Source organism: Acinetobacter sp. ANC 3903 (assembly GCF_002135315.1).
In the GTDB taxonomy this organism is placed as follows: domain Bacteria; phylum Pseudomonadota; class Gammaproteobacteria; order Pseudomonadales; family Moraxellaceae; genus Acinetobacter.
Map to the genome: position 1 here is coordinate 38,542 of NZ_NEGA01000014.1, position 19,136 is coordinate 57,677.

The 19,136-nt window shown below is 43.5% G+C and carries 21 protein-coding genes and 3 pseudogenes; 11 read left to right on the forward strand and 13 right to left on the reverse strand.

Annotated elements, in window-relative coordinates:
* Positions 1–206 precede the first annotated feature (206 nt).
* From B9T29_RS11665 to B9T29_RS11675, 3 genes are read left to right on the forward strand one after another with little or no spacing between them, the layout of a single operon-like run.
* Positions 207–782 carry a nuclear transport factor 2 family protein gene (locus tag B9T29_RS11665; protein WP_086176146.1) on the forward strand — a complete coding sequence of 192 codons (576 nt, stop codon included), beginning with the start codon at positions 207–209 and terminating at the stop codon, positions 780–782.
* Positions 758–1,258 carry a chalcone isomerase family protein gene (locus B9T29_RS11670; RefSeq protein WP_086176091.1) on the forward strand — a complete coding sequence of 167 codons (501 nt, stop codon included), beginning with the start codon at positions 758–760 and terminating at the stop codon, positions 1,256–1,258. The genes B9T29_RS11665 and B9T29_RS11670 overlap by 25 nt, the downstream gene beginning before the upstream one ends.
* 11 nt (positions 1,259–1,269) lie before the next feature.
* Positions 1,270–1,956: a response regulator transcription factor gene (locus B9T29_RS11675; protein WP_086176092.1), complete on the forward strand. Its 687-nt coding sequence runs from the start codon at positions 1,270–1,272 to the stop codon at positions 1,954–1,956.
* A 5-nt stretch (positions 1,957–1,961) separates the two neighbouring features.
* Here the strand turns inward: B9T29_RS11675 and B9T29_RS11680 are convergent, their stop codons facing one another.
* The 10 genes from B9T29_RS11680 to B9T29_RS11730 all read right to left on the reverse strand — a co-directional run bounded on the left by B9T29_RS11680 (position 1,962) and on the right by B9T29_RS11730 (position 12,205).
* The gene (locus B9T29_RS11680; RefSeq protein WP_086176093.1) at positions 1,962–3,296 is read right to left on the reverse strand and encodes a sensor histidine kinase; all 1,335 of its coding nucleotides are present in this window, start codon (positions 3,294–3,296) and stop codon (positions 1,962–1,964) included.
* 39 nt (positions 3,297–3,335) lie between these two features.
* The gene (locus B9T29_RS11685) at positions 3,336–4,385 is read right to left on the reverse strand and encodes an SAM-dependent methyltransferase (RefSeq protein ID WP_086176094.1); all 1,050 of its coding nucleotides are present in this window, start codon (positions 4,383–4,385) and stop codon (positions 3,336–3,338) included.
* An 8-nt stretch (positions 4,386–4,393) separates the two neighbouring features.
* Complete coding sequence (locus tag B9T29_RS11690) at positions 4,394–5,173, reverse strand: DUF1295 domain-containing protein (RefSeq protein WP_086176095.1); 780 nt, start codon at positions 5,171–5,173, stop codon at positions 4,394–4,396.
* Between the two features lie 25 nt (positions 5,174–5,198).
* Positions 5,199–6,395, reverse strand: coding sequence for an SAM-dependent methyltransferase (locus B9T29_RS11695; protein ID WP_086176096.1), 1,197 nt, complete (start codon positions 6,393–6,395; stop codon positions 5,199–5,201).
* Positions 6,392–7,186: a DUF1365 domain-containing protein gene (locus B9T29_RS11700; protein ID WP_086176097.1), complete on the reverse strand. Its 795-nt coding sequence runs from the start codon at positions 7,184–7,186 to the stop codon at positions 6,392–6,394. Before B9T29_RS11700 ends, B9T29_RS11695 begins: the two co-directional genes overlap by 4 nt.
* 9 nt (positions 7,187–7,195) lie before the next feature.
* Positions 7,196–8,479 (reverse strand): NAD(P)/FAD-dependent oxidoreductase, encoded by a 1,284-nt coding sequence (locus tag B9T29_RS11705; protein WP_086176098.1) that lies wholly within the window; start codon positions 8,477–8,479, stop codon positions 7,196–7,198.
* Entirely contained in the window at positions 8,476–9,462 is a 987-nt protein-coding gene (locus B9T29_RS11710) for an acyl-CoA desaturase (protein ID WP_086176099.1), read from the reverse strand. Before B9T29_RS11710 ends, B9T29_RS11705 begins: the two co-directional genes overlap by 4 nt.
* Before the next feature lie 138 nt (positions 9,463–9,600).
* Positions 9,601–10,149: a lipocalin family protein gene (locus B9T29_RS11715; protein ID WP_086176100.1), complete on the reverse strand. Its 549-nt coding sequence runs from the start codon at positions 10,147–10,149 to the stop codon at positions 9,601–9,603.
* 1,308 nt (positions 10,150–11,457) lie between these two features.
* Positions 11,458–11,949 carry a GNAT family N-acetyltransferase gene (locus B9T29_RS11725; protein ID WP_086176102.1) on the reverse strand — a complete coding sequence of 164 codons (492 nt, stop codon included), beginning with the start codon at positions 11,947–11,949 and terminating at the stop codon, positions 11,458–11,460.
* Entirely contained in the window at positions 11,939–12,205 is a 267-nt protein-coding gene (locus tag B9T29_RS11730; protein ID WP_086176103.1) for a DUF1778 domain-containing protein, read from the reverse strand. The genes B9T29_RS11725 and B9T29_RS11730 overlap by 11 nt, the downstream gene beginning before the upstream one ends.
* Positions 12,206–12,570: 365 nt before the next feature.
* Between B9T29_RS11730 and B9T29_RS11735 the strand changes: the two genes are divergently transcribed.
* Both B9T29_RS11735 and B9T29_RS11740 read left to right on the forward strand, forming a co-directional pair.
* Complete coding sequence (locus B9T29_RS11735) at positions 12,571–12,798, forward strand: hypothetical protein (protein WP_086176104.1); 228 nt, start codon at positions 12,571–12,573, stop codon at positions 12,796–12,798.
* Between the two features lie 270 nt (positions 12,799–13,068).
* A protein-coding gene (locus B9T29_RS11740) for an IS3 family transposase (protein ID WP_143223888.1) occupies positions 13,069–14,228 on the forward strand; the annotation gives its coding sequence in 2 pieces (ribosomal slippage) (positions 13,069–13,306 and positions 13,306–14,228; 1,161 coding nt in all).
* A 329-nt stretch (positions 14,229–14,557) separates the two neighbouring features.
* Here B9T29_RS11740 and nudC read toward each other — a convergent pair.
* Positions 14,558–15,331, reverse strand: coding sequence for an NAD(+) diphosphatase (gene nudC / locus B9T29_RS11745; RefSeq protein WP_171264044.1), 774 nt, complete (start codon positions 15,329–15,331; stop codon positions 14,558–14,560).
* A gap of 383 nt (positions 15,332–15,714) precedes the next feature.
* Between nudC and B9T29_RS11750 the strand changes: the two are divergent.
* The 3 genes and pseudogenes from B9T29_RS11750 to B9T29_RS11760 form a co-directional block, all read left to right on the forward strand.
* Positions 15,715–15,858 (forward strand): annotated as a pseudogene (locus B9T29_RS11750) (cryptochrome/photolyase family protein); the annotation flags it as partial.
* A 261-nt stretch (positions 15,859–16,119) separates the two neighbouring features.
* On the forward strand, positions 16,120–16,347 hold the full coding sequence (locus B9T29_RS11755) for a hypothetical protein (protein WP_086176148.1): 228 nt from the start codon (positions 16,120–16,122) through the stop codon (positions 16,345–16,347).
* Positions 16,348–16,454: 107 nt separating this feature from the next.
* Positions 16,455–16,586 (forward strand): annotated as a pseudogene (locus B9T29_RS11760) (transcriptional regulator); the annotation flags it as partial.
* Positions 16,587–16,630: 44 nt separating this feature from the next.
* On the opposite strand, the gene B9T29_RS11765 reads toward B9T29_RS11760, so the two are convergent.
* Positions 16,631–17,257: a hypothetical protein gene (locus tag B9T29_RS11765; protein WP_143223889.1), complete on the reverse strand. Its 627-nt coding sequence runs from the start codon at positions 17,255–17,257 to the stop codon at positions 16,631–16,633.
* Positions 17,258–17,449: 192 nt separating this feature from the next.
* Here B9T29_RS11765 and B9T29_RS11770 point away from each other — a divergent pair, with 192 nt between their 5' ends.
* On the forward strand, positions 17,450–17,578 hold the full coding sequence (locus B9T29_RS11770; RefSeq protein WP_086176107.1) for a DUF2256 domain-containing protein: 129 nt from the start codon (positions 17,450–17,452) through the stop codon (positions 17,576–17,578).
* Here the strand turns inward: B9T29_RS11770 and B9T29_RS11775 are convergent.
* Positions 17,575–17,826, reverse strand: coding sequence for a TIGR03643 family protein (locus B9T29_RS11775; protein WP_409976742.1), 252 nt, complete (start codon positions 17,824–17,826; stop codon positions 17,575–17,577). The two genes, B9T29_RS11770 and B9T29_RS11775, sit on opposite strands and share 4 nt — an antisense overlap.
* A 388-nt stretch (positions 17,827–18,214) precedes the next feature.
* Here B9T29_RS11775 and B9T29_RS16850 point away from each other — a divergent pair.
* Both B9T29_RS16850 and B9T29_RS16855 read left to right on the forward strand, forming a co-directional pair.
* Positions 18,215–18,361: pseudogene (locus tag B9T29_RS16850) on the forward strand (hypothetical protein); the annotation flags it as partial.
* Positions 18,362–18,392: 31 nt separating this feature from the next.
* The gene (locus B9T29_RS16855) at positions 18,393–19,046 is read left to right on the forward strand and encodes a hypothetical protein (RefSeq protein WP_416202491.1); all 654 of its coding nucleotides are present in this window, start codon (positions 18,393–18,395) and stop codon (positions 19,044–19,046) included.
* The last annotated feature ends 90 nt before the right edge of the window (positions 19,047–19,136 follow it).

Sequence of the window (19,136 nt, forward strand, 5' to 3'; positions counted from 1 at the left end):
ATCGACTCAGCCCGCCGATAGCAGAACGTACAGTGCCATTTTGGGCTCTCTTTCATCATGCGCTATGATGAATATTTTTAAGCCCTCTCTTTCTTAAAAGCAAAGCTTGGAATCTTCCGATCCTAACCTTGGGAACAGCTTTACTCTTCACATTCTGTTCACGACTCTTTATCTAGGGTAAATACATGAATTTAAGACGGACAGTGATGATGAAACATGTTAAGAAAATAATAGCAGCAGCCTTGTCCTTACCGCTGCTATCTTTGGCCGGATGTCAAAGTATTCCCAGTTATTCAAACGATTATGCAAAATCCAGAAGCGCTGTTCAGGGGGTAGCCCTGGATCAGGCCAAAGCGCTGGATATTGGCACCCGTTTTACCTCAGCATTTAATACTTTGGGCACACCGGCTTTTGTAGAACGAGCTGGCTCGCTGTATGCCGATCCGCTGTTTATTAACGATACCCTGTCGCAGTTTTCATCCCGGCAAAATCTGGTCCAGCATTTTCAGGGCATGAACAAACGGGTCAGTAACGTCAGTGTCAAGCTGTTAAATACCTCTTATCATCAGGACTCTGCCTATGTGCACTGGCATATGGCCTATGATTTTAAAATGTTCGGCACGACCCGCAGTATGGACTCTTTTGGCATCAGTGAAATCAAGGTTAACGAGGACAATAAGATTATTTTCCAGCAGGATTTCTGGGACCCGGCCAATGGCCTGTACCGTTCCTTGCCTTATGTCGGAGGAGCCTATTCATGGCTACTGCCTTTCAAAAAATAGCCATCAGCACGGCGTTACTGATGGGATGTAGCTTCAGTCCATGGACGCAGGCACAAAGCTTGAATCAATGTGGTAGTGGTCCACTGCTGGTGGCTCAGAAACAGGTTGGCGTTGCCCGGTATTATGCCCAGAACTGTACAAAACCATGGAAAGGCCAGAATATGCAGATTGATTTTTCATATACACAGGATATTCCGGAATGGGCTTTCAAGCGCGCAGCCTCTCATTTTCTGAAACGGAATGAGCGAGAGTCTAAGCATCTGACAGTACTAGATAGAATCACTCAGCTTTATAAGCCGGTAAAATCAGGTGATCTGTATCGCTTAAGCTATAAATCCGAGACTCAAACCCTGACCTTGGTGCTGAATCAGCAGGTACTGGGCCATCTTCAGCATCCGCTGGCACAACAATATTTTAATATCTGGCTAGGTCCTCAGCCATTTAGTGCTAAATTGAAACAGCAATTATTAAATTAGTATCCGCAGCTATGTCCAAACATTTTATCCTCATGGTCGAAGATCATTACGAACTGGCTTCTACCTTATGCGAGTTTCTGGAAGAACACGATTTTGTGGTGGATCATGCCCGTAATCTGAATGCTGCGCGCCAGTTATTGAAACAGCAGCGCTATCATATCTTGCTTTTGGATATTAACCTGCCTGATGGTTCCGGTTATGAACTGTGTGAATGGCTGCGTCATGAAGAAGGTCAGGACTTGCCAGTACTGATGCTGACCGCTCGGGATACACTGGATGATAAACTCAAAGGCTTTAATTCGGGCACGGATGATTACCTGGTCAAGCCCTTTGATTTTAACGAGCTGGTAGTGCGGGTCAAAGCCCTGATCAAGCGTTCACTGGGTGAAGTCTCCAGTAGCCGTCTGCAAATTTACGATCTGGTTCTGGATCCGGCCAGACAGCAGCTGACCCGGGCTGGTCAGACCATTGAGCTGCCTCCAATTCAGTTCAAGCTACTGAAACTGCTGATGCGCCATTCACCCAAGGTACTAACCAAACAGGAAATTATGATGGAGCTTTGGGGTGATGAAGAACCGGAAAGCGATGCCCTGCGCAGCCATATCTATAATCTGCGTAAAATGGTCGACAAGCCTTTTGAGCAGAAGTTGATTCATACCATATCTGGTGTGGGTTTAAAGATCGCTTTAGACACTTAAGCTTTTCAAGCGGAAACTTCGTTTAAATACACCACTACAATTAGTCCGGTCGTCATCGCCAGATCAACATCTTGATGGGTGCTGAGATAATACTGCCGGTCAAACAGCTCCACCCGCCAGCCCAGCTGCTTGCATAGCTTCTGTACCAGTTGCAGTCCAATGCCATGCCCTTTGATTTCCAGTTGCAACTGCTGTCCGGAAAGTTCCTGAACCTTGGAATTATTCGGCAAAGGAATGCCAACCCCATTATCAGCGATCAATACTTTATTTTTTTGCAGAATGACATCAATTTCGGTGCCTTGCGAATAGTTCAGTGCATTGCGCAGAATATTGCCAAACACCATTTTGGTCATGGATGGATAGAGCTTACGCGGCTGTTCATCGAGATCTTTTTGCAGATCAATTTGCATGCCTTTGTTATGGCTAACACTGTCCAGATCCTGAACCAGATTTTCCAATAACTGCGACAGCATGCTCGGTTCCGCGGTTAATGTATTGGTGGTATTGCGTGCAATGGCTAGCAAAGTGTCAACCAATAGCTGCATATCTTCAATGGTGTTGTGCAGACGGGTGAAGGATTTGTTGTCGCCATAACGTGCCTGACACAGCTGCACATTGCCTTTTAGAATGGTCAACGGCGTACGCAGTTCATGACTGACATCCCCGGTAAACTCGCGTTCGCGCTGAATAAACTCGTTTAAGACTTGATGATATTTTTCCAGCGCCTGCTTGAGATATTCCGCTTCCAGATTAGAGTCGGTTCGGATGTTCTGAAACGGTGAAACCTGATTTTTCTGATGTTCCCAGTCAATCTGCTCCAGTGCATTCGCCAGACGGGTAATCGGTGAAAAATAGCGCCGGGCACGGCGATTCCACCACCACAGCACACTATAAAGTACAAACAGGCTGACCATTAGCGGCGCCAGACCAAACAGCCAGACCAGCTTGTTGACGTTGCTTTCGCCAAACACCAGCAGCACATGCTGTCCGTCTTTTTCGCCATAAACGGTCATGCGTTTCTTGCCATCGACAAAATGCCGGGTCACCCCTTGCTCAAGCTGCATGTGCTGAAACTGGGCGGGGGGCACATCGTTCCAGCGGTATCCATACAGGTTTTTGGTATCCGGCAATTCTGCGGCAGGATTGCGTTCCAGCCGCTGCCAGTAGTGTGACATTTCCTGTTCCAGCGCGGTTCTGAGCAAAGAACCCTTGATTACCCAAGCACTACAGGCAATCCCGATCACCACGGACAGGGCAATGAATCCAATTTGCAGCCAGTAGTAGCGGTTAAACACCTCACCCAGAGGATGATCGCGCTTGTCCCTAAACAGCCTTAACATTGATACATTCCCCGCTGGTCCATCCGATTCTCCGTTCAATTATACGGCTTTCTTTTTAAACAGAAAGTGGCCAATCACCCACTCACGTCCATGGTCATAACCGAACAGCTCGGCACAGGCCATAAAGAAAATCCGCCAGCGTTGCCACCAGATTGCCGCATCTGAGCCATAGGTCTGTTCAAACAAGGGCTGTAGCTTGGTCTGTTTACGGTCCATGTTTTCCAGCCAGGCATTTGCGGTGCGTTCATACTGCGTGCCGGCCCATTGCCAGTGCTGCTCCAGCTGTAAATGCTGCTGGAAATGCAGAAAGGTTGAGGCGGCCGGCATCAGACCGCCACTAAAAAAATAACGCGACATCCAGTCAAATTCATTTTTGACTTCAAACGGATAATGCAGGAAACGGTGACAGAAAATATGGCACCACAGCAAGCCATCCGTTTTGAGCCAGGTGCTGATATTTTCAAACAGTTTCTGGTAATTACGTACATGTTCAAACATTTCCACCGAAACCACACGGTCGAAAGAAGCGGCTTCCAGTTGCAGTACATTGACGTCGCAGGTCATCACCGTCAGGTTTTCCAGTTTTTTCAGACGGGCCTGTTCCTGAATATACTGACGCTGGGTCGAGGAATTCGATACCACGGTAATGCGGGCTTTGGGATAATGCTCGGCCATGTACAAACTGAAAGAACCCCAGCCACAGCCTATTTCCAGAATATCCTGTCCATCCTGCAGCTGTGCACGCTGGCAATAGCTGGCCAGTGCTGCTTCTTCCGCCTGATCCAGTGAGGTATGTGCCTGTTCAAACAGGCTGGCGCTGTATTTCAGACGCTTGCCCAGTACTGCCTGGAAAAATGCGGTGGGCAGTTCATAGTGCTGCTCATTGGCTTTGTCGGTCTCGATGGCAATCTCGCTGTTTTTCAGCATATGCAGCACATCCATATAGCGCTGTGCCGCCAGTGCGGGGTCGAAGCGACCTTCCTGTGCCAGACGTTTTTTACTTAAGCTGCGAATACCGGCCCGAATCACCGGATCGGGCAGTTTGCCGCTTTCGATCAGTTTTAAAGATTGTTGAATCATAAAGTCCATGTATTTACCTACTCTTTGGGTGGCCAAGGAATAAACATTGAAGTTCGTCGTTGATAGTCTTTATAGTTGTTGCCGCGATGTGTCAGCGCCTGTTGTTCACTAAAGGGAATCCCGGTGATGTAGTACAGAAACAGCCACATCAACAGCGGATACAGCCATAATTCATAAACACCTGCCGCCAGACCGAGGATTGGATAGGCAAACCAGTGCAGCCATTCAAAGAAATAGTTTGGATGGCGTGAATATTTCCACAGTCCCCGATCCAGGGTTTTGCCCTGGTTTTGCGGATCGAGCTTGAAACGGTAGAGCTGCTGGTCAGCCGTGCTTTCCCCCATTAGGGCTAGCAGCATAATCAGGGCTGCCAAGAGCACCGTGAGTTGTGTCCAGTCATTCCACTCCTGGACTGGAATGCTCAGCAGCTCAAGCATCGGATAGGAAAACAGCACCACCAGACCGGCCTGAAACATAAAAAAGGCCAGAAAACCGAGATGCTGATAATCGCCCATGGCCCGGCGCATATTGGCATAACGGGTATCTTCTGCAGTTTCATTGGCATAACGGCGCAGAAGATGCCAGGTCAGGCGTAAAAACCAGATGCCGCTAAATATGCCCAGAAATACCCGAACCAGCAGCGGTGCAGTTTCCATCACCCAGGCCGCGATGATCACGTTGAGTGCAATACTAAAGCTCCACGCCACATCGACCAGTCCGGCACGCTGGTTATAGGTCACCAGCAGCCAGCTACAGAACATGATAAAGACATTCAGCACCAGTAAATTCAGCAGCATGTCAGCCTTCCTGTTTTATCTCGGCTTAATAAGCGCTGGCTTCGAACAGCAGATGCACATCACTGATCACGCCTTCGTGGAAGCCACCTTCGCAATAACACAGATAAAAATCCCACATCCGGATAAAGCGCTCATCAAAGCCGAGTTGCAGAACCTGATCACGTTGCTCCAGAAAGCGCTGGCGCCAGCAGTGCAAGGTTTGTGCATAACTCTGGCCGATATCTTCCAGATGCTTGAGACGCAGTTTTTGCTCGGAAGCTGCTTGAGTCATCACACTGATACAGGGAATAAAACTGCCCGGGAAAATATAGCGCTTGATATAGTCAACGGTATTCAGGGCTTTGGCATAGCGGGCATCTTCAATGGTGATGGCCTGAACCAGGGCCAGACCATTCGGTTTCAGCAGCTCACGGCATTTACGGAAATAGGTCGGCAGATACTGTTCACCGACGGCCTCGATCATTTCAATCGACACCAGCTTGTCGTATTTGCCTTCCAGTAAACGGTAATCTTTCAGCTGGACAGTAACGCGATGTGACAGTCCGGCTGCGGCGATCCGGGCCACGGCTTCATCATACTGTGCCTTGGAAATGGTGATGGTGGTGACTTTACAGCCATACTGCTGCGCGGCATAAATGGCAAAACCACCCCAGCCACTGCCAATTTCGACTAAATGATCCATCGGTTTCAGCTTGAGTTTCTGGCAGATCAGCTCTTTTTTATAATCCGAAGCCTGTTCCAGACTCATACCGGACTCTTTAAACACCGCACTGGAATACATCATGCTGCAATCCAGGAACAGCTTGAAAAAGTCATTGCTCAGGTCATAATGCTCGGCAATATTTTTGCGGCTGCCATCAATCGAATTCCTGCGCGATTTGTACCAGGCCTTTAACAGCAACTGGCTGGCCTTAGCCACTGCATTCTGGTTCATCCGGTCCAGTACATCTCGGTTACGTGCCAAAATGCGGATCACATCCACCAGATCTTCACTGCTCCAGTAACCGCGGATAAAACCCTCTGCGGCTCCCAGTACGCCATTACGGAACAACAGTTCCATCAGACGGGGATCATGCACCTGAATCACCGCCTGCAGATCACTGTTTTCCCCGACGGCCCCGTTCCAGACGCCTTTAAAAATCAGCTGACCATGCTGCAATTTCAGCAAATGGCGTAATACCACCGGCAGTGTGCTTTGCTCTCCCATGAACAGTGTCTTCATCGCAATGTGTTTCCTTTTTCTTTTTTAGGATGCCGGTAAAACGGAATTTTCTTTTTCCATAAACGAAAGGCATGCAGATAAATTCCGCTGACCATCTTGAAGGGTTCAAGAACTTTCAGCACAGCATAACGATGCTGCTGTGAAGGAACTGTGATGGCCTGCAGGGAAAATTTCAAGGTGGCATCAAATTGCAGTACGCCCTGCTCAAACAGCTGCATATGAATTACGTTCTGCTGATCAGAGAAGCTGAAGCGCCAGCGGTAATCCAGTGCCATCGGCATGAACGGCGATACATGAAAAGCCTTTTTAAAATCAAACTGGTGACTCTGGTACGGCACATGTTCAGCTGCATTGTTCCGGCAGTCGTGAATGTAAACCTGACGTTCATTCCACGGCGTATTGGTAATTTCACTCAGCACAAAGAGCAACTGGTCGGTGGCATCAAAGACCAGATAAAACACCACAGAATTAAAACGAAAGCCCAATGTGCGCGGTAGGGCCAGTACCCGGATGGAAGCGGCATGCGGTAACAGATAGTTTTCCCGCTTGATTAGCAGGCGTGCGACCTTTTGCCGAATCGAGCCACATTCCATGGTCAGAAAGTCACGCTCATCCAGGGTCAGGAAATTCCAGCGCCTAGATGACCACAGCCAGGATTTTCGGGTAAAGGTCGAGAGTTGATCCGGATCAAACCATAGATAGGTCAGCTGGGTTTCAAAAGCATGGACTTTGGGCAAATAACGGCGATGCCGAATTTCGGCAGCAGCGATCGCCAATGGATAGATCTGCATCATGTGCTCCTAGGCCACCTGCTCAGTCTGCTGCAATAGCTGATCGACCACCCAGGCTGCGCTGCGCGCCCCATCTTCGTGAAAGCCCCAGCCCCAGTAGGCGCCACAGTATGAGGTGCGGTTCTGGGCATTGACTTCGGTCCAGCGTTGTTGGGCTTCAATCGCAGGCGCATCAAACACCGGATGGCGGTAATGCCGTTCTACCCAGACTTTTTTCGGATCCAGGGCAAAATTAGGATTCAGGGTGGCAAATACCTGGGTTTTACAGTTCAGGTTCTGCAGCTGGTTCATCCAGTAACTGAAGCCATAGTGCATGCCGCTGTGCTGGAACGGGGTCTGTTCGGTGGCCTGACTCGGCGTGACATGCACATGCCAGCTGGCCCACTGGCGACGGGATTTGGGCATAATACGGGTATCGGAATGCACCACCATGCGGTTATCCTGATAGCGGAACTTACCCAGTACGTCCAGTTCCTGCACTGACGGGTCTTTCAGCAGTTTCAGGCTGTCATCGGCGTGGCTGGCAAAAATCACCCAGTCAAAACGTTCACTGCCTTGTTGAGTTTCAATCAGCACATCATTGGCACTACGCGAGACATGCAAAACACCGATCTTGCGGAAGCTAATATTGGCCTGGGCCTGAATGGCACGGACGTAGCGAGCTGATCCGCCCTTGACCGTGAGCCATAAGGGCCGGTCTTTTAGCTGCAACATGCGATGATGCTGGAAAAAGCTCACCACAAATTTATACGGAATCTGTCCGGCTTGCTCCACCGGACAGGACCACAGCGCCCCGCACATCGGGTAGAGATGTTCCTGACGGAAGGCTTCTGAGTAGCCATGCCGATTCAGATACTCATCAATACTGAGCTGTGCATCAACCTGTTCCACATCTAGGTCTTTATTGGCCGCATAGAAGCGGAACAGATCCGACAACATCGCGCGAAAATCAGCATTGAGGAAGTTTTTCGGCCGCAACAGCAGCGAGAATTTTTTTGAAGGATTGTACTGCAAACCGGTGACCTGATTATTCACCGAAAAGCCCATGTCACTGCTTTGCGATAGAATCCCGAGTTCTTTCAGCATTGCACAGAACAGCGGATAGTTGTGTTCATTAAACACAATAAAGCCACTGTCTACTGCGACCTGTTCACCATCTATATTCAGCTGATGGGTATCGGTATGGCCGCCAAAGTAGTTATTCTTTTCAAAGACCGTGACCTCATGCACTTTGCTGAGTTTCCAGGCGGCATACAGACCGGAAATACCTGAACCAATAATCGCAATTTTCATGGTGATTCCTTCGATTGAATCGTGTGAGTGCCTGCCGTAGCGGATTTTTTCTGTTTTCTGAGCTGAGCAATTTTACTGGCTTCATAGACCCGTGCTGGAATTGGCTTGAGTCCCCAGACCAGCCCGAGCCAGGACATGAGTTTCAGTAGGTAATAGGTGACATCAATCTGCCACCAGTAAAAGCCTTGCCGTGTGCTGCCTGCATAATAATGGTGATTGTTGTGCCAGCCTTCGCCTAGGGTAATGATAGACAGGAATAAGTTGTTGCGGCTTTGATCTTCAGTGTCAAAATCACGGCTGCCGTAATGATGCGCCAGTGAATTGATACACAAAGTGGCATGGATCAGTAACACGGTAGAGACCACAAATCCCCAGACCAGCAATTGCAGGCCGGAAGTGCCGAGTTGCGGTAAAGCCATGGCCAGCCATTCGCCTAGCGCATAAATCCCGCCCGCAGTCAGCAGCACCACAATTAAACTGAAACGATCCAGCCAAATCAGTTCCGGATATTTCAGCCAGTCCTTGATCACTTCTTGACGTGTGGCAAAGTTATATTCATTCAGAAACCAGCCGACATGGCTGTACCAAAAACCATGCGTGGAGGAATGCGGATCTTGTAGCGTATCAGTATAGCGGTGGTGATAACGGTGATGCGCTGCCCACCATAGCGGGCCACGCTGTGCACTCATCGTGCCGAGCAATATGAAGAGGAACTGTACCGGACGCGAGGTCTGAAAAGTTTTGTGTGACAGATAGCGATGGAAAAAAGCGGTGATGGAAAACATCCGGATCAGGTAGAACAGCAACATAAAGCCAATCGCAAACCACGACACTCCCACCCAGAACACGGCGAGACAGGCTAGATGTAACAGAATAAAGGGCAAAATCCTCAGCCACTGAATCTTGCTGTTTTCAGCCGTCAGTGTTTCGGGAGTTGTGGGTGTAGACCAGCTGTCTATCCATCGCATCAGACTTTTCAACATGGACTCATCCTATTTTCAAGCGATTGTCTTTATTCTATTTGATGAGTCTAATCAGTCAGATATGAATTTTATGTGAAGTGAAATAAAAAAAGCCGAACTGTGTAGAGAGAGTGGTCAGTTCGGCAAAAGGGTAACAGATTAATGCGGCAATTTGATCAGTTTTGTCACGTCATAACCATAATGTTTTGCAGTTTCCAGATAGGATTGATAGGTGACTTCATCCAGTTGCGTTTCACGCGATAAAATCCACAGGTATTTGTTACTTGGTCCGCCGACCAGTGCCACTTTATATTCCGGGTCTACGCGTAATACCCAGTAATGACCTTTAGTAAACGGAATCCACCTTAATCCTTGTGGCAAAAAACTGACCTTCAGTTTGCTGTTACCCTGATTTTGCGGATAGGCAACACCTTCAGAGCTGATCATCTCACCATTGGCAATCTGGCAACTATTCAAGACACGCATGCTTTGATCGATATTGAGGCTATATTGCGCCGTGATATTCGAGACACACTTACGTTGAAAATACATTGGTAAATGCGCAATTTCATACCACTTTCCTGCATAGCGCTGGATATCCACCTGATCGACTGCCTGAGGGGCAGCACTTTCTGCTCGGGTCGTTGTACTTAAGCTGATGATGGCCAGTGCTGTCGCTGCAAAAACAGACTTGAATAGCATCTTCATTTTTTAGCCTTGTTGTATTTCAGGCTTAAGATAACCTAGGTGGGTGTGAACAAAGCGTGAAGATAAAATGGTGAAATTCAGTATTTGTGATTGAATAATTTAAGCTGGATTAATCTCATTGTCCGTACAATAATTCTATCAAATGGAGTGTAAAACTGTAGGCGTCCGCTGAGCCCGACTTTTTTATCTGATCAACATCACGATAGTGTTCACTTAAAATGAAGTGGACACCTATTTATGGATTTAAGGACAGTCAGATAAGGTATATACTTTATAACAACAGCTAAAATCACCTAGGAGCAGGCAAATGCCTATTAAATTTGTAATTCGATTCACTAGTATTTTAGTTTCATTATTAATTTTGGCTGCTCTTGTCAACCAGTTTTTCTTTTCAAGTCAAGTAACAACGGACGTATGGATCCTTTCATTCCCCATTATTGTGGGTATTCCGATCTTGGCATCTGTTATGTGTGCAACAGATAATGAATTAAATCAATTCCATTGATTGGTGTATTTATATGAATTGATAAAATTAGTGATCTAATCGCTGAAAAATTCATTATAAATTATAAGATGTAATGCCAGTCAGTTAAGAAATTGACTGGCATTTTCTTGGATATTTCTGTGGTTTGATCATAAACATCCGCAGTACCGCCTGTTACAAGAGAAGTTTTATCAGTCGGGGAAGCAAATGCACAGAATAGTCAACAAGGGGTTGTCTTTCGTTTAAGAATTAAATATTAAGCGATTATTGAAAAATTATAAAAATAAAAATTTGATCTTGCGGATTTTTAGATCATCTAAAATTAACATATTATAATTTAACCCGAATCTCTAATAAGAAATTAACTTGAAAGAAAGGTGGCTGAAACCATTAGGGAGCTACCATACAACCTATGCCTTCAGCCCGCTTGTTCGATTTTACATATTTCTTCTGCATGATTGATGATTTTTTCAGAAATTAGAAACAACCTATTGGCAATTTTTAAAACACAGTAACAAGCGTTTGAGAATGCAGTCTTCTCAATTGAAAGTTTCAGAAATCGTGTTCATCGCCATTTGGTATAAATGCTCTCATTCCAATAATTTCAAAGCATTTTTCTTTTCATTAAAATACCATCACAGTCAACTCTTTAGAGATTTACCCCGTTGCCAGAGGATAAGTTATCTCATCAGAGCTCATCGATTGGCACAGCATACTTTGCCTTGATGAAAAATTGTCAGAGCAGTTATTGCAAATTGCTGAATAAGTCTGTCACCTATTCTTGTTCGTAATCTACCAGTCACTCCTGTTGCTAGTAGACCACTTTAATTAAAATTAGGTATTTCACTCACTGGATATATTAATGTTAATGGATTTGATGTTAATGAAATAAAGCCAAAACGCTGATAAAACTCCATCGCTTTTTGATCCTTTGCATGTATGACAACAAAATTAACACCAATAATTTGAGCAACTTTTGAAACTTGTTTAAGAGCATGTGCTAAAAGTACTTTTCCAATTCCTCGCCCCTGAGTTGTTTGATCAACGGCAAAGCGACCTACAACCACACAAGGTAATGGATAACGAGGTAATCGTTTAGTAAGAACATCATCAACTACATCGAATCCTATAGAAGTACTCGATAGACAATAAAATCCTTTCACCTGTGTATCATCGTAATCAATAGCTACATACGTTTTACTTGTTCCTGATTTCTGATGTTGCGATGCGTATTGTTTTATGAATTTATTTAAATCATCTTGGCCACAATTAAATTTTTTTTTCTGATGATGGGCTTGTAAAACCTCAATTTTCATCCAATAAACTCATTAAATTTTTCATCTCATCATTTGCAGGGCGTGGGTTTTCAAGCATGTTCATTAACATATCACGATCAGCATTATTCACTTTTAACTCATGATTAGATTTAAGTAATTCTTTCGCTCGTTCAAATGAGGATTGGATCATAAAGGAACTCACACTGAGACCCAATAAATTCGCAGCTTGTTCAATCACATTTTTTGCATCTACTGTTGAACGAACATTGATTCGTTCTGTTGCTAAGTTAGCCATATTTTTCACCAATAAGTACATCAGTTTGATGTACAAATTATAGCAGATTAAGGTAGTGCTTCAAGATTCAAATTTGCATATTCTGTTTTGAAATATTTGAATAGAAAATTAGTGGCTTACTATGAACCAAAATGAGTGGGAGGGTTTGAATAAGAATACGCAAGTTATTTATAGATTGATTCGACTACGTTACTCGTATGCAAAAATCAGTGTATTCAAAAGCATAAATTACTAGGAGTGATTTGTAATCCGCGGTAAAAGCTCATCTGCACGGGCTATTTTTCGTGTTTTATAGATTCTCTTTTTAATTTTAAAGAAAAAGTTGTTCTTCCATATTGGAAAAAATCATAAAAATAGGATAAAAATTGTTAAAAGTTAATGAATTAATTGCAAAATCTAAAAATGGTACTGAAATTATCGTTTCTTTAATTCCCTTAAATAAAATACAGAATACACGTCAAGGTTTTAAAGAAATTGAAGTGGGTAAAAGAGTTCTGCTGGAATCTGGAATTGAGGTAGATTTAAATTTAGATGGTCGTACATTTTATACATCTTTAAATAAATTATTTAAGCTAAATCAAAAAGTTATTTAAAAAATAATATATTGCTTAATTAATTGAATAGCCGCTCTAGCATAATCTTATTAAAGGTAAACTAATGTTTAAACAAAATCTAAATGTAAAAGACCAATTCGGTATCAAATATTCTATTCAGGCTACGGTTGAGCGCCATTTTAGTGCTAGCCAGTCTTGTTCCCATGTCAAATATATTACCGTAGATGGTGAAGATATTTGATCCTAGACAAAATAATGGACACATAGTCCCTCTACAGATAACGTAATGTTAACTTTGGAGATGTACAAATGGCTAAACGCTTTAGTCCAGAATTTAAACAGCAAGCAATCGATTATGCACTTGTGAACTCACATGAATCATTAGCATCAATTGCTGTAAAACTTGGTGTCGGATATTCGACATTAGATAAATGGATTCGTATGGCTAATCCAGATGGTTCAAGTAAACGTCAACTCACCCCTGAGCAACAGAGGATCATAGATCTAGAAAAAGAAGTCAAACAGCTCAAAGAGGCAAATGACATACTAAAAAAAGTGCATGTGTACTTCCTCACCGATCAAGGCAAGAGAAGTACACGGTAATCAAAGATTTTGCAATGAAACAGGTTAAAGTCACTACGTTATGCAAATACTTTGGTGTCAGCACTTCAGGCTTTTATACATGGAAAAAACGTCAGATACGAATCACAAAGCAGTACGATGATTTAAAAGCGATGTATTGGCAGCATCATGCTCGTTTAGGTGCTCCATCCCTTGTTCATGATATGCATGATCTTGGTTATAGCATGAGTGAGCGTACTGTTGGTCGGATGCTTAAAAAGCTAGGTTTAGGCAGTAAAATAGCGCGAAAATACAAGCATACGACTGATTCAAATCATCGCTTGCCAACAGCACCGAATTTGTTGGATCGACAATTTACAGTGACTGAACCTAATAAGGTCTGGACGACTGATATTACGTATATTCGAACTAAAGAAGGTTGGTTATATTTATGCGTGATGTTAGACCTGTTTAGCCGACGTATTGTGGGTTGGCAGACAAGTACACGGATAGATCGTCAATTGGTATGTGACGCATTTAACTATGCTCTTGCTCGTCAAGGCTATCCAATAGGCATGATGATCCATTCGGATCAAGGCTCGCAGTACTGTAGTCGTGATTTTAGATTTGCATTACTCACTAACAGGGCAATCCAAAGTATGTCTCGTAGAGGCAACTGTTGGGATAATGCAGTTACTGAGAGCTTTTTCCATACGCTGAAAGGACATGTAGTACATGACAGTGTATTTTCTACGAGAAAAGAGGCAAATTCGGTCTTGTTTGAATATATTGAAGTTTACTACAATCGAATCAGAAGACATTCTGCCAATGATTGGTTAAGCCCAGAGGCTTTTGAACAGAAATATTTTAAGAATTTAGAGGGAAGTACTATCCACGATAGTGTCTAGGATCAATTCGCCCCAGCTTTGAAATGTTTTTCCAAAGTACTTCTAGCGGAAAAATTTTCAAGATTATTTAAGTCATTCCAACCCTACTTGGAATTAGGTCTCTTCATAGGGTTATATCAAATAGAGACTGCAAATTATCTATCGAATTACTTTCCACTAAAAAATTATTCAGCCAAATGTTTAGCACACTTTATTTCAAAATAGCGTGTCTGAATGGGCAAGCTGCTTGGCCAATATAGAAAATTCAGTTTTACTTTCAATCCAGCATCAATTTTTTATCTTTCTTGTTCAGCAAAAAAGAATTATTCAGATCTCTCTATTTCAAAATTTCAAAGCCATTCTTTGCTGTCATCTGCAACAGGCGTTCCATGCATCACATGCTGAATCATGGCATAAGCGATACTGCCCTTGAACGGAATTTCGGGTAACTGATCAAATTTGAAAAACTGCGCATCGCTGAGTTCATCTTCCTGGATCTGAATTTCCCCTGCGTGATATTCCGCCTTGAATGCCATCATCAGGTTGCTGGGAAACGGCCACGGCTGACTGGCCAGATATTGAATATTTTTGATCTGCAGCCCCACTTCTTCCAGTGTTTCACGGCGTACTGCCTCTTCCAAGGTTTCCCCGACTTCAACAAAGCCTGCAATCAGGCTGTACATCTGGGTTTTGTTGCGGGCATTTTTTCCCAGCAGAATTTCATCTGTACCCCGGGTAATGATGGTAATGACACAGGGATTCACCCGCGGATACTGGTTATAGCCACAGGATGGACAGACCATGGCATACTGGCTGGCGTGTTGCTGGGTGGCGTGACCGCATTTACTGCAAAAGCGGTGATTACGGCGCCATTCCAGTAACTGTACCGCACGGCTGGCCTGTTCAAACTGCGGTCTGCTCCAGACTTGCACCAGTTGTCTGATCGGAACCAGCTGATAACCTTCCGGCACTGCTTCATCTTCTTTTAGATCACGGGCAATGATCTCGCCATTTTCCGACAGGTTCAGGTCGTGCTGCAGTCTTTCTACCTGCGGCAACTGAAAATGGTCATCCACCAGTAATTGCTGCTGTCTAAAAATATACGCTTTTGAATGCATGCTCATACGATCCCCTGATTAAAAAAAATCCCATACAGAGGGGTGTATGGGACAAAACTAAGGAAGCTTACATGGAGTAACTTCTACCCAGATACTAGGCACAAGCTGCCTGAATTACAACTATAATAATTTGTATCTTTTTGATTAAAATCACATAATTTTCACACCATCTATGCATTAAGGAATAATGCGAAGCGAGTTTTATCAACTGGCTTTAGCATTATAGAGATGAACAGTCTGTTATTGCAGCAATCATGATTTCTGTGCAATGCCAGAGGATCATTTGGTCGAGTTGAATTGATACAACATGCGGGCTGATTTTTATTTTCACAAAAAATTGAACTGTCTGGCTTTACACTGCGCTATCTTTCATCGGGTCTGGAATGGCTATGCGTTTCGGTTTAATTCTGGGTGACCAGCTTCATCATCAGCTTGCTACGCTCAAAGCACTGGACCGTACCCGGGATGTGATCCTGCTGGCCGAAGTTGTTGAGGAAGCCACTTATGTCGCCCATCATCCGCAGAAGAGAGCCTAATTACATCAACTTTTGTTGTAATAGCTGCTCATGATGAGATTCTTAAAAAAGCTTGTCTCTGACAAACCCGGTACGTTTCAATTCGCTGATTTCGGATAATTCGTATTGTATTAATTTTAGAAAACCTTAACTTTAGATAGATCAATCTAATATATTATTTTTCTAATAATTTGTTAAATATCAATTATCTAATAAAGCTTTAAATCCTCTTGCTAAGCCTGTATGGTATTCTCTCAGAAAGATATTCTAGAGGATAATATGCATATTTTTTCTGTAAAAGATTTAGATCGGTTAATAGATGAAAATCTCAAAGAAAATAAACAATCTAATAAATTATTAATTGGGTATAAGTTATTTCATGAACTCATGAATGACTCAAAATTTTATACAGAAGTTACAGAATCCGCTCTTAGCTCTACTAAAAGAGAATATAAAGGTTTAAAGCTAAAAATAACTACAGATGAATATCAACTTCACTTTGAATAGATCTCACATGGAGAACTAAAAGCTATGGAAAGAATGGTTATTGCTTTTATACTTGTGATTGTTCTAGTTTTACTGATCATTTTTTATTTCAAAAAATAAAAAATATAGTTTCAGCAATTGAGAATCGTGATAATGATTTGAAGATTTCAAGCATCAAAAAATATGTTGAAGCGATGGGTGGAAAGCTTCGTATTGATGTTGAGTTTCCGACAGAAAAACACATAGGTTTCAATGTTTAACATTGAAAATGGGAAGATTATTTCCACAGCCCATACGAAAATGGTTATTTAACAAAATTGGCTATAGGATAGCTCTTTTTGAGACCTGAAGCAGGAAATTTTGCGTATTTTCCACAATCAATGTGGCCATCTGTGTCCAGCGAGAATGTTGAGCCTGTACGCATGCCGACCTTATATTTCTCGTTAATTTTCTTGCGGTAGTGAGTGTTGAAGAAAATATGGTCTGAAGCGTTCATGAACTTGGTTAGTTTTTCAGATTCAGTAGGATACTTTTCCTTGTAGCGAATATGACAGTTCAGGATCTCGGAAAACATGACCTTTTCCTGATCATAGCTCTGCGCTGAATAAAGCTGAGTATTGAGAGCATAATGATTCATAGCAAAAGCTTTCATTTCCGGTTGAATAAATGTCTGATTGATATAGTGCTCCACATCATCCCGAACATTATTCTTATTTTTATCCTCACCAAGATACGAGTCAGTTTTATCCAAATTAATGCCCAGACGATCTGGGAATACGATTTTATAACCATAGTACCCAACAACTACAGGCAATGCCACAAACCCCAGGATCATAGAACTTAAATTTTTGACCGGACTTATTGGAGTCCCTTGAGATTGAACGGATGGTGGCAGTTTTTGGGGAGATTCTGCATATGCAACAGATGACATCAATACCAGTATTAGAGGAATTATTAGTAACATGATCATATGTCTAATGATAGCTTTAAACCACTATACCAATTTTCCTCAGCAGGGCTTGATTATCTTAGGGTTAATATTGTGGAATCACTAGATGAACACGAAATATTGGCATTAAAAGTTTAGAATTTTCTTTATGAGATATCAGAAATATGAAACCGAATTAAAACTATCCACTGCTTGCGCCCTTTTACTTGGCGCAAAAAATGGCAACGCTGCTGGGAGGAAGTACGATACTGTTCTGAACGATGTAAACGTGAGCCCAGACGGCGGTCAAAATCAAACGCTTAGAAACGCTTGTATTGCCGTGAACAATAGGCCCGTATCACATCGGGTGAACGCAGCTGCAGATGCTTGGTTTTTCGACCGGTCACACGTTCACGCCACATTTTAAAGCTACTGGGTTTCATATTTTGCCGCATCAAGCGGATCACCGCAGCTTCATTCAAACCAAATTCACGTTGAATGGCTTCAAATGGGGTTCGGTCTTCCCAAGCCATTTCAATAATCCGCGATAGGTCCGCTCCCACATATTCAATTACTCGACGCACCACAGGCCCCTGATTGTTTTCATTCTTTAAATAAAATTTGAGAGATAAGATTTAAATTTATCTCTCTGCGTGTCTTGGTCCGATGAAACTGGCCAAATTCATCCTAATCGTAAAAAACTGGAGATGAATATTTTGTGATTTTTTAGGGATTCTATTTTCTTTTAGTCCTGTACGGCTGGTGAGGTCAAGATGTGCTCTAAGTACCTACTACCAAAGCCTATGCTCCGGGTTGTTGTTAATGATATCCCCTCTATCAGACGGTATGCTGATGCTAAAAACACCTTGGGGAAATTGTGCTCGAAATTATTGCTCAGCTCTGTGGCGGGATGGGTTTATTCTTGATTGGCATGATTTGAATGACCGACAGCCTAAAGAGATGGCTGGTGAAACCTTAAGGATATGGTTGACCAAATTTACCGGAACACCGTTGAAATCACTATGTTCTGGTATTGGTCTGACCTTGATTGTCCAGTCCTCTACAGCCACCACACTTGCGACTATCGGTTTTGTCGGAGCTGGAGTATTGAGTTTTACCCAAGCGATTGGAGTGATTATTGGCGCCAATATCGGAACAAGCAGTACCTGGTTGGATGGTGGCTTTGCTGGGGGTGAAGTTTTCTATCGCCACTTTTGCCTTACCCATGATTGCTGTAGGCGCGTTGCTCAAATTGTTAACGCGTGGTCGGTTGGCATTATTCGGTTTTGTGCTTGCAGGTTTTGGCCTGATTTTCTTTGGAATTGAGCAATTACAGTTTTCGATGTCAGGTCTTGCTCAACAAGTCGATTTGTCTATTTTTCACTATCATTCATTTGGGCAGAAGCTGTTTCTGGTCTGGATCGGACTGATCATGACGGTGTTGCTGCAGTTTTTCAGTGCCGCGATTATGGCGACTTTAGCTGCTGTGGTGCCAGACTATCAACAAGATAAACAGCGCTTGACCTCTTTATTACACATGATGGTTTATATTCGGGTTCTGCGTAGTGATTTGGAAGGTGTTCCCTATGCACGGGCTATTCGGACCCAACCACAGATTTATCAAGTGGCTTTAGATTTTTTAAATATTCTAGAGCATTATGTCAGCCGTCCGGATTTTTTAGAAAATTCTGAAAAGATTGAAAATTTCAAGCAGGAACTGGCCAATCTCAAACAGTGGAGTGATGAGCATCGTGCAGCCTTACGTGAGGAAGTGATGCATATGCCACCTTGAACCGGTTGAGTGTAGCCAGAAGCTTAAAACTGCTGGCGGCAAAACGCTGGCTGGACCGATTAATCGCCGATACCAAAAGATTATCCAAGG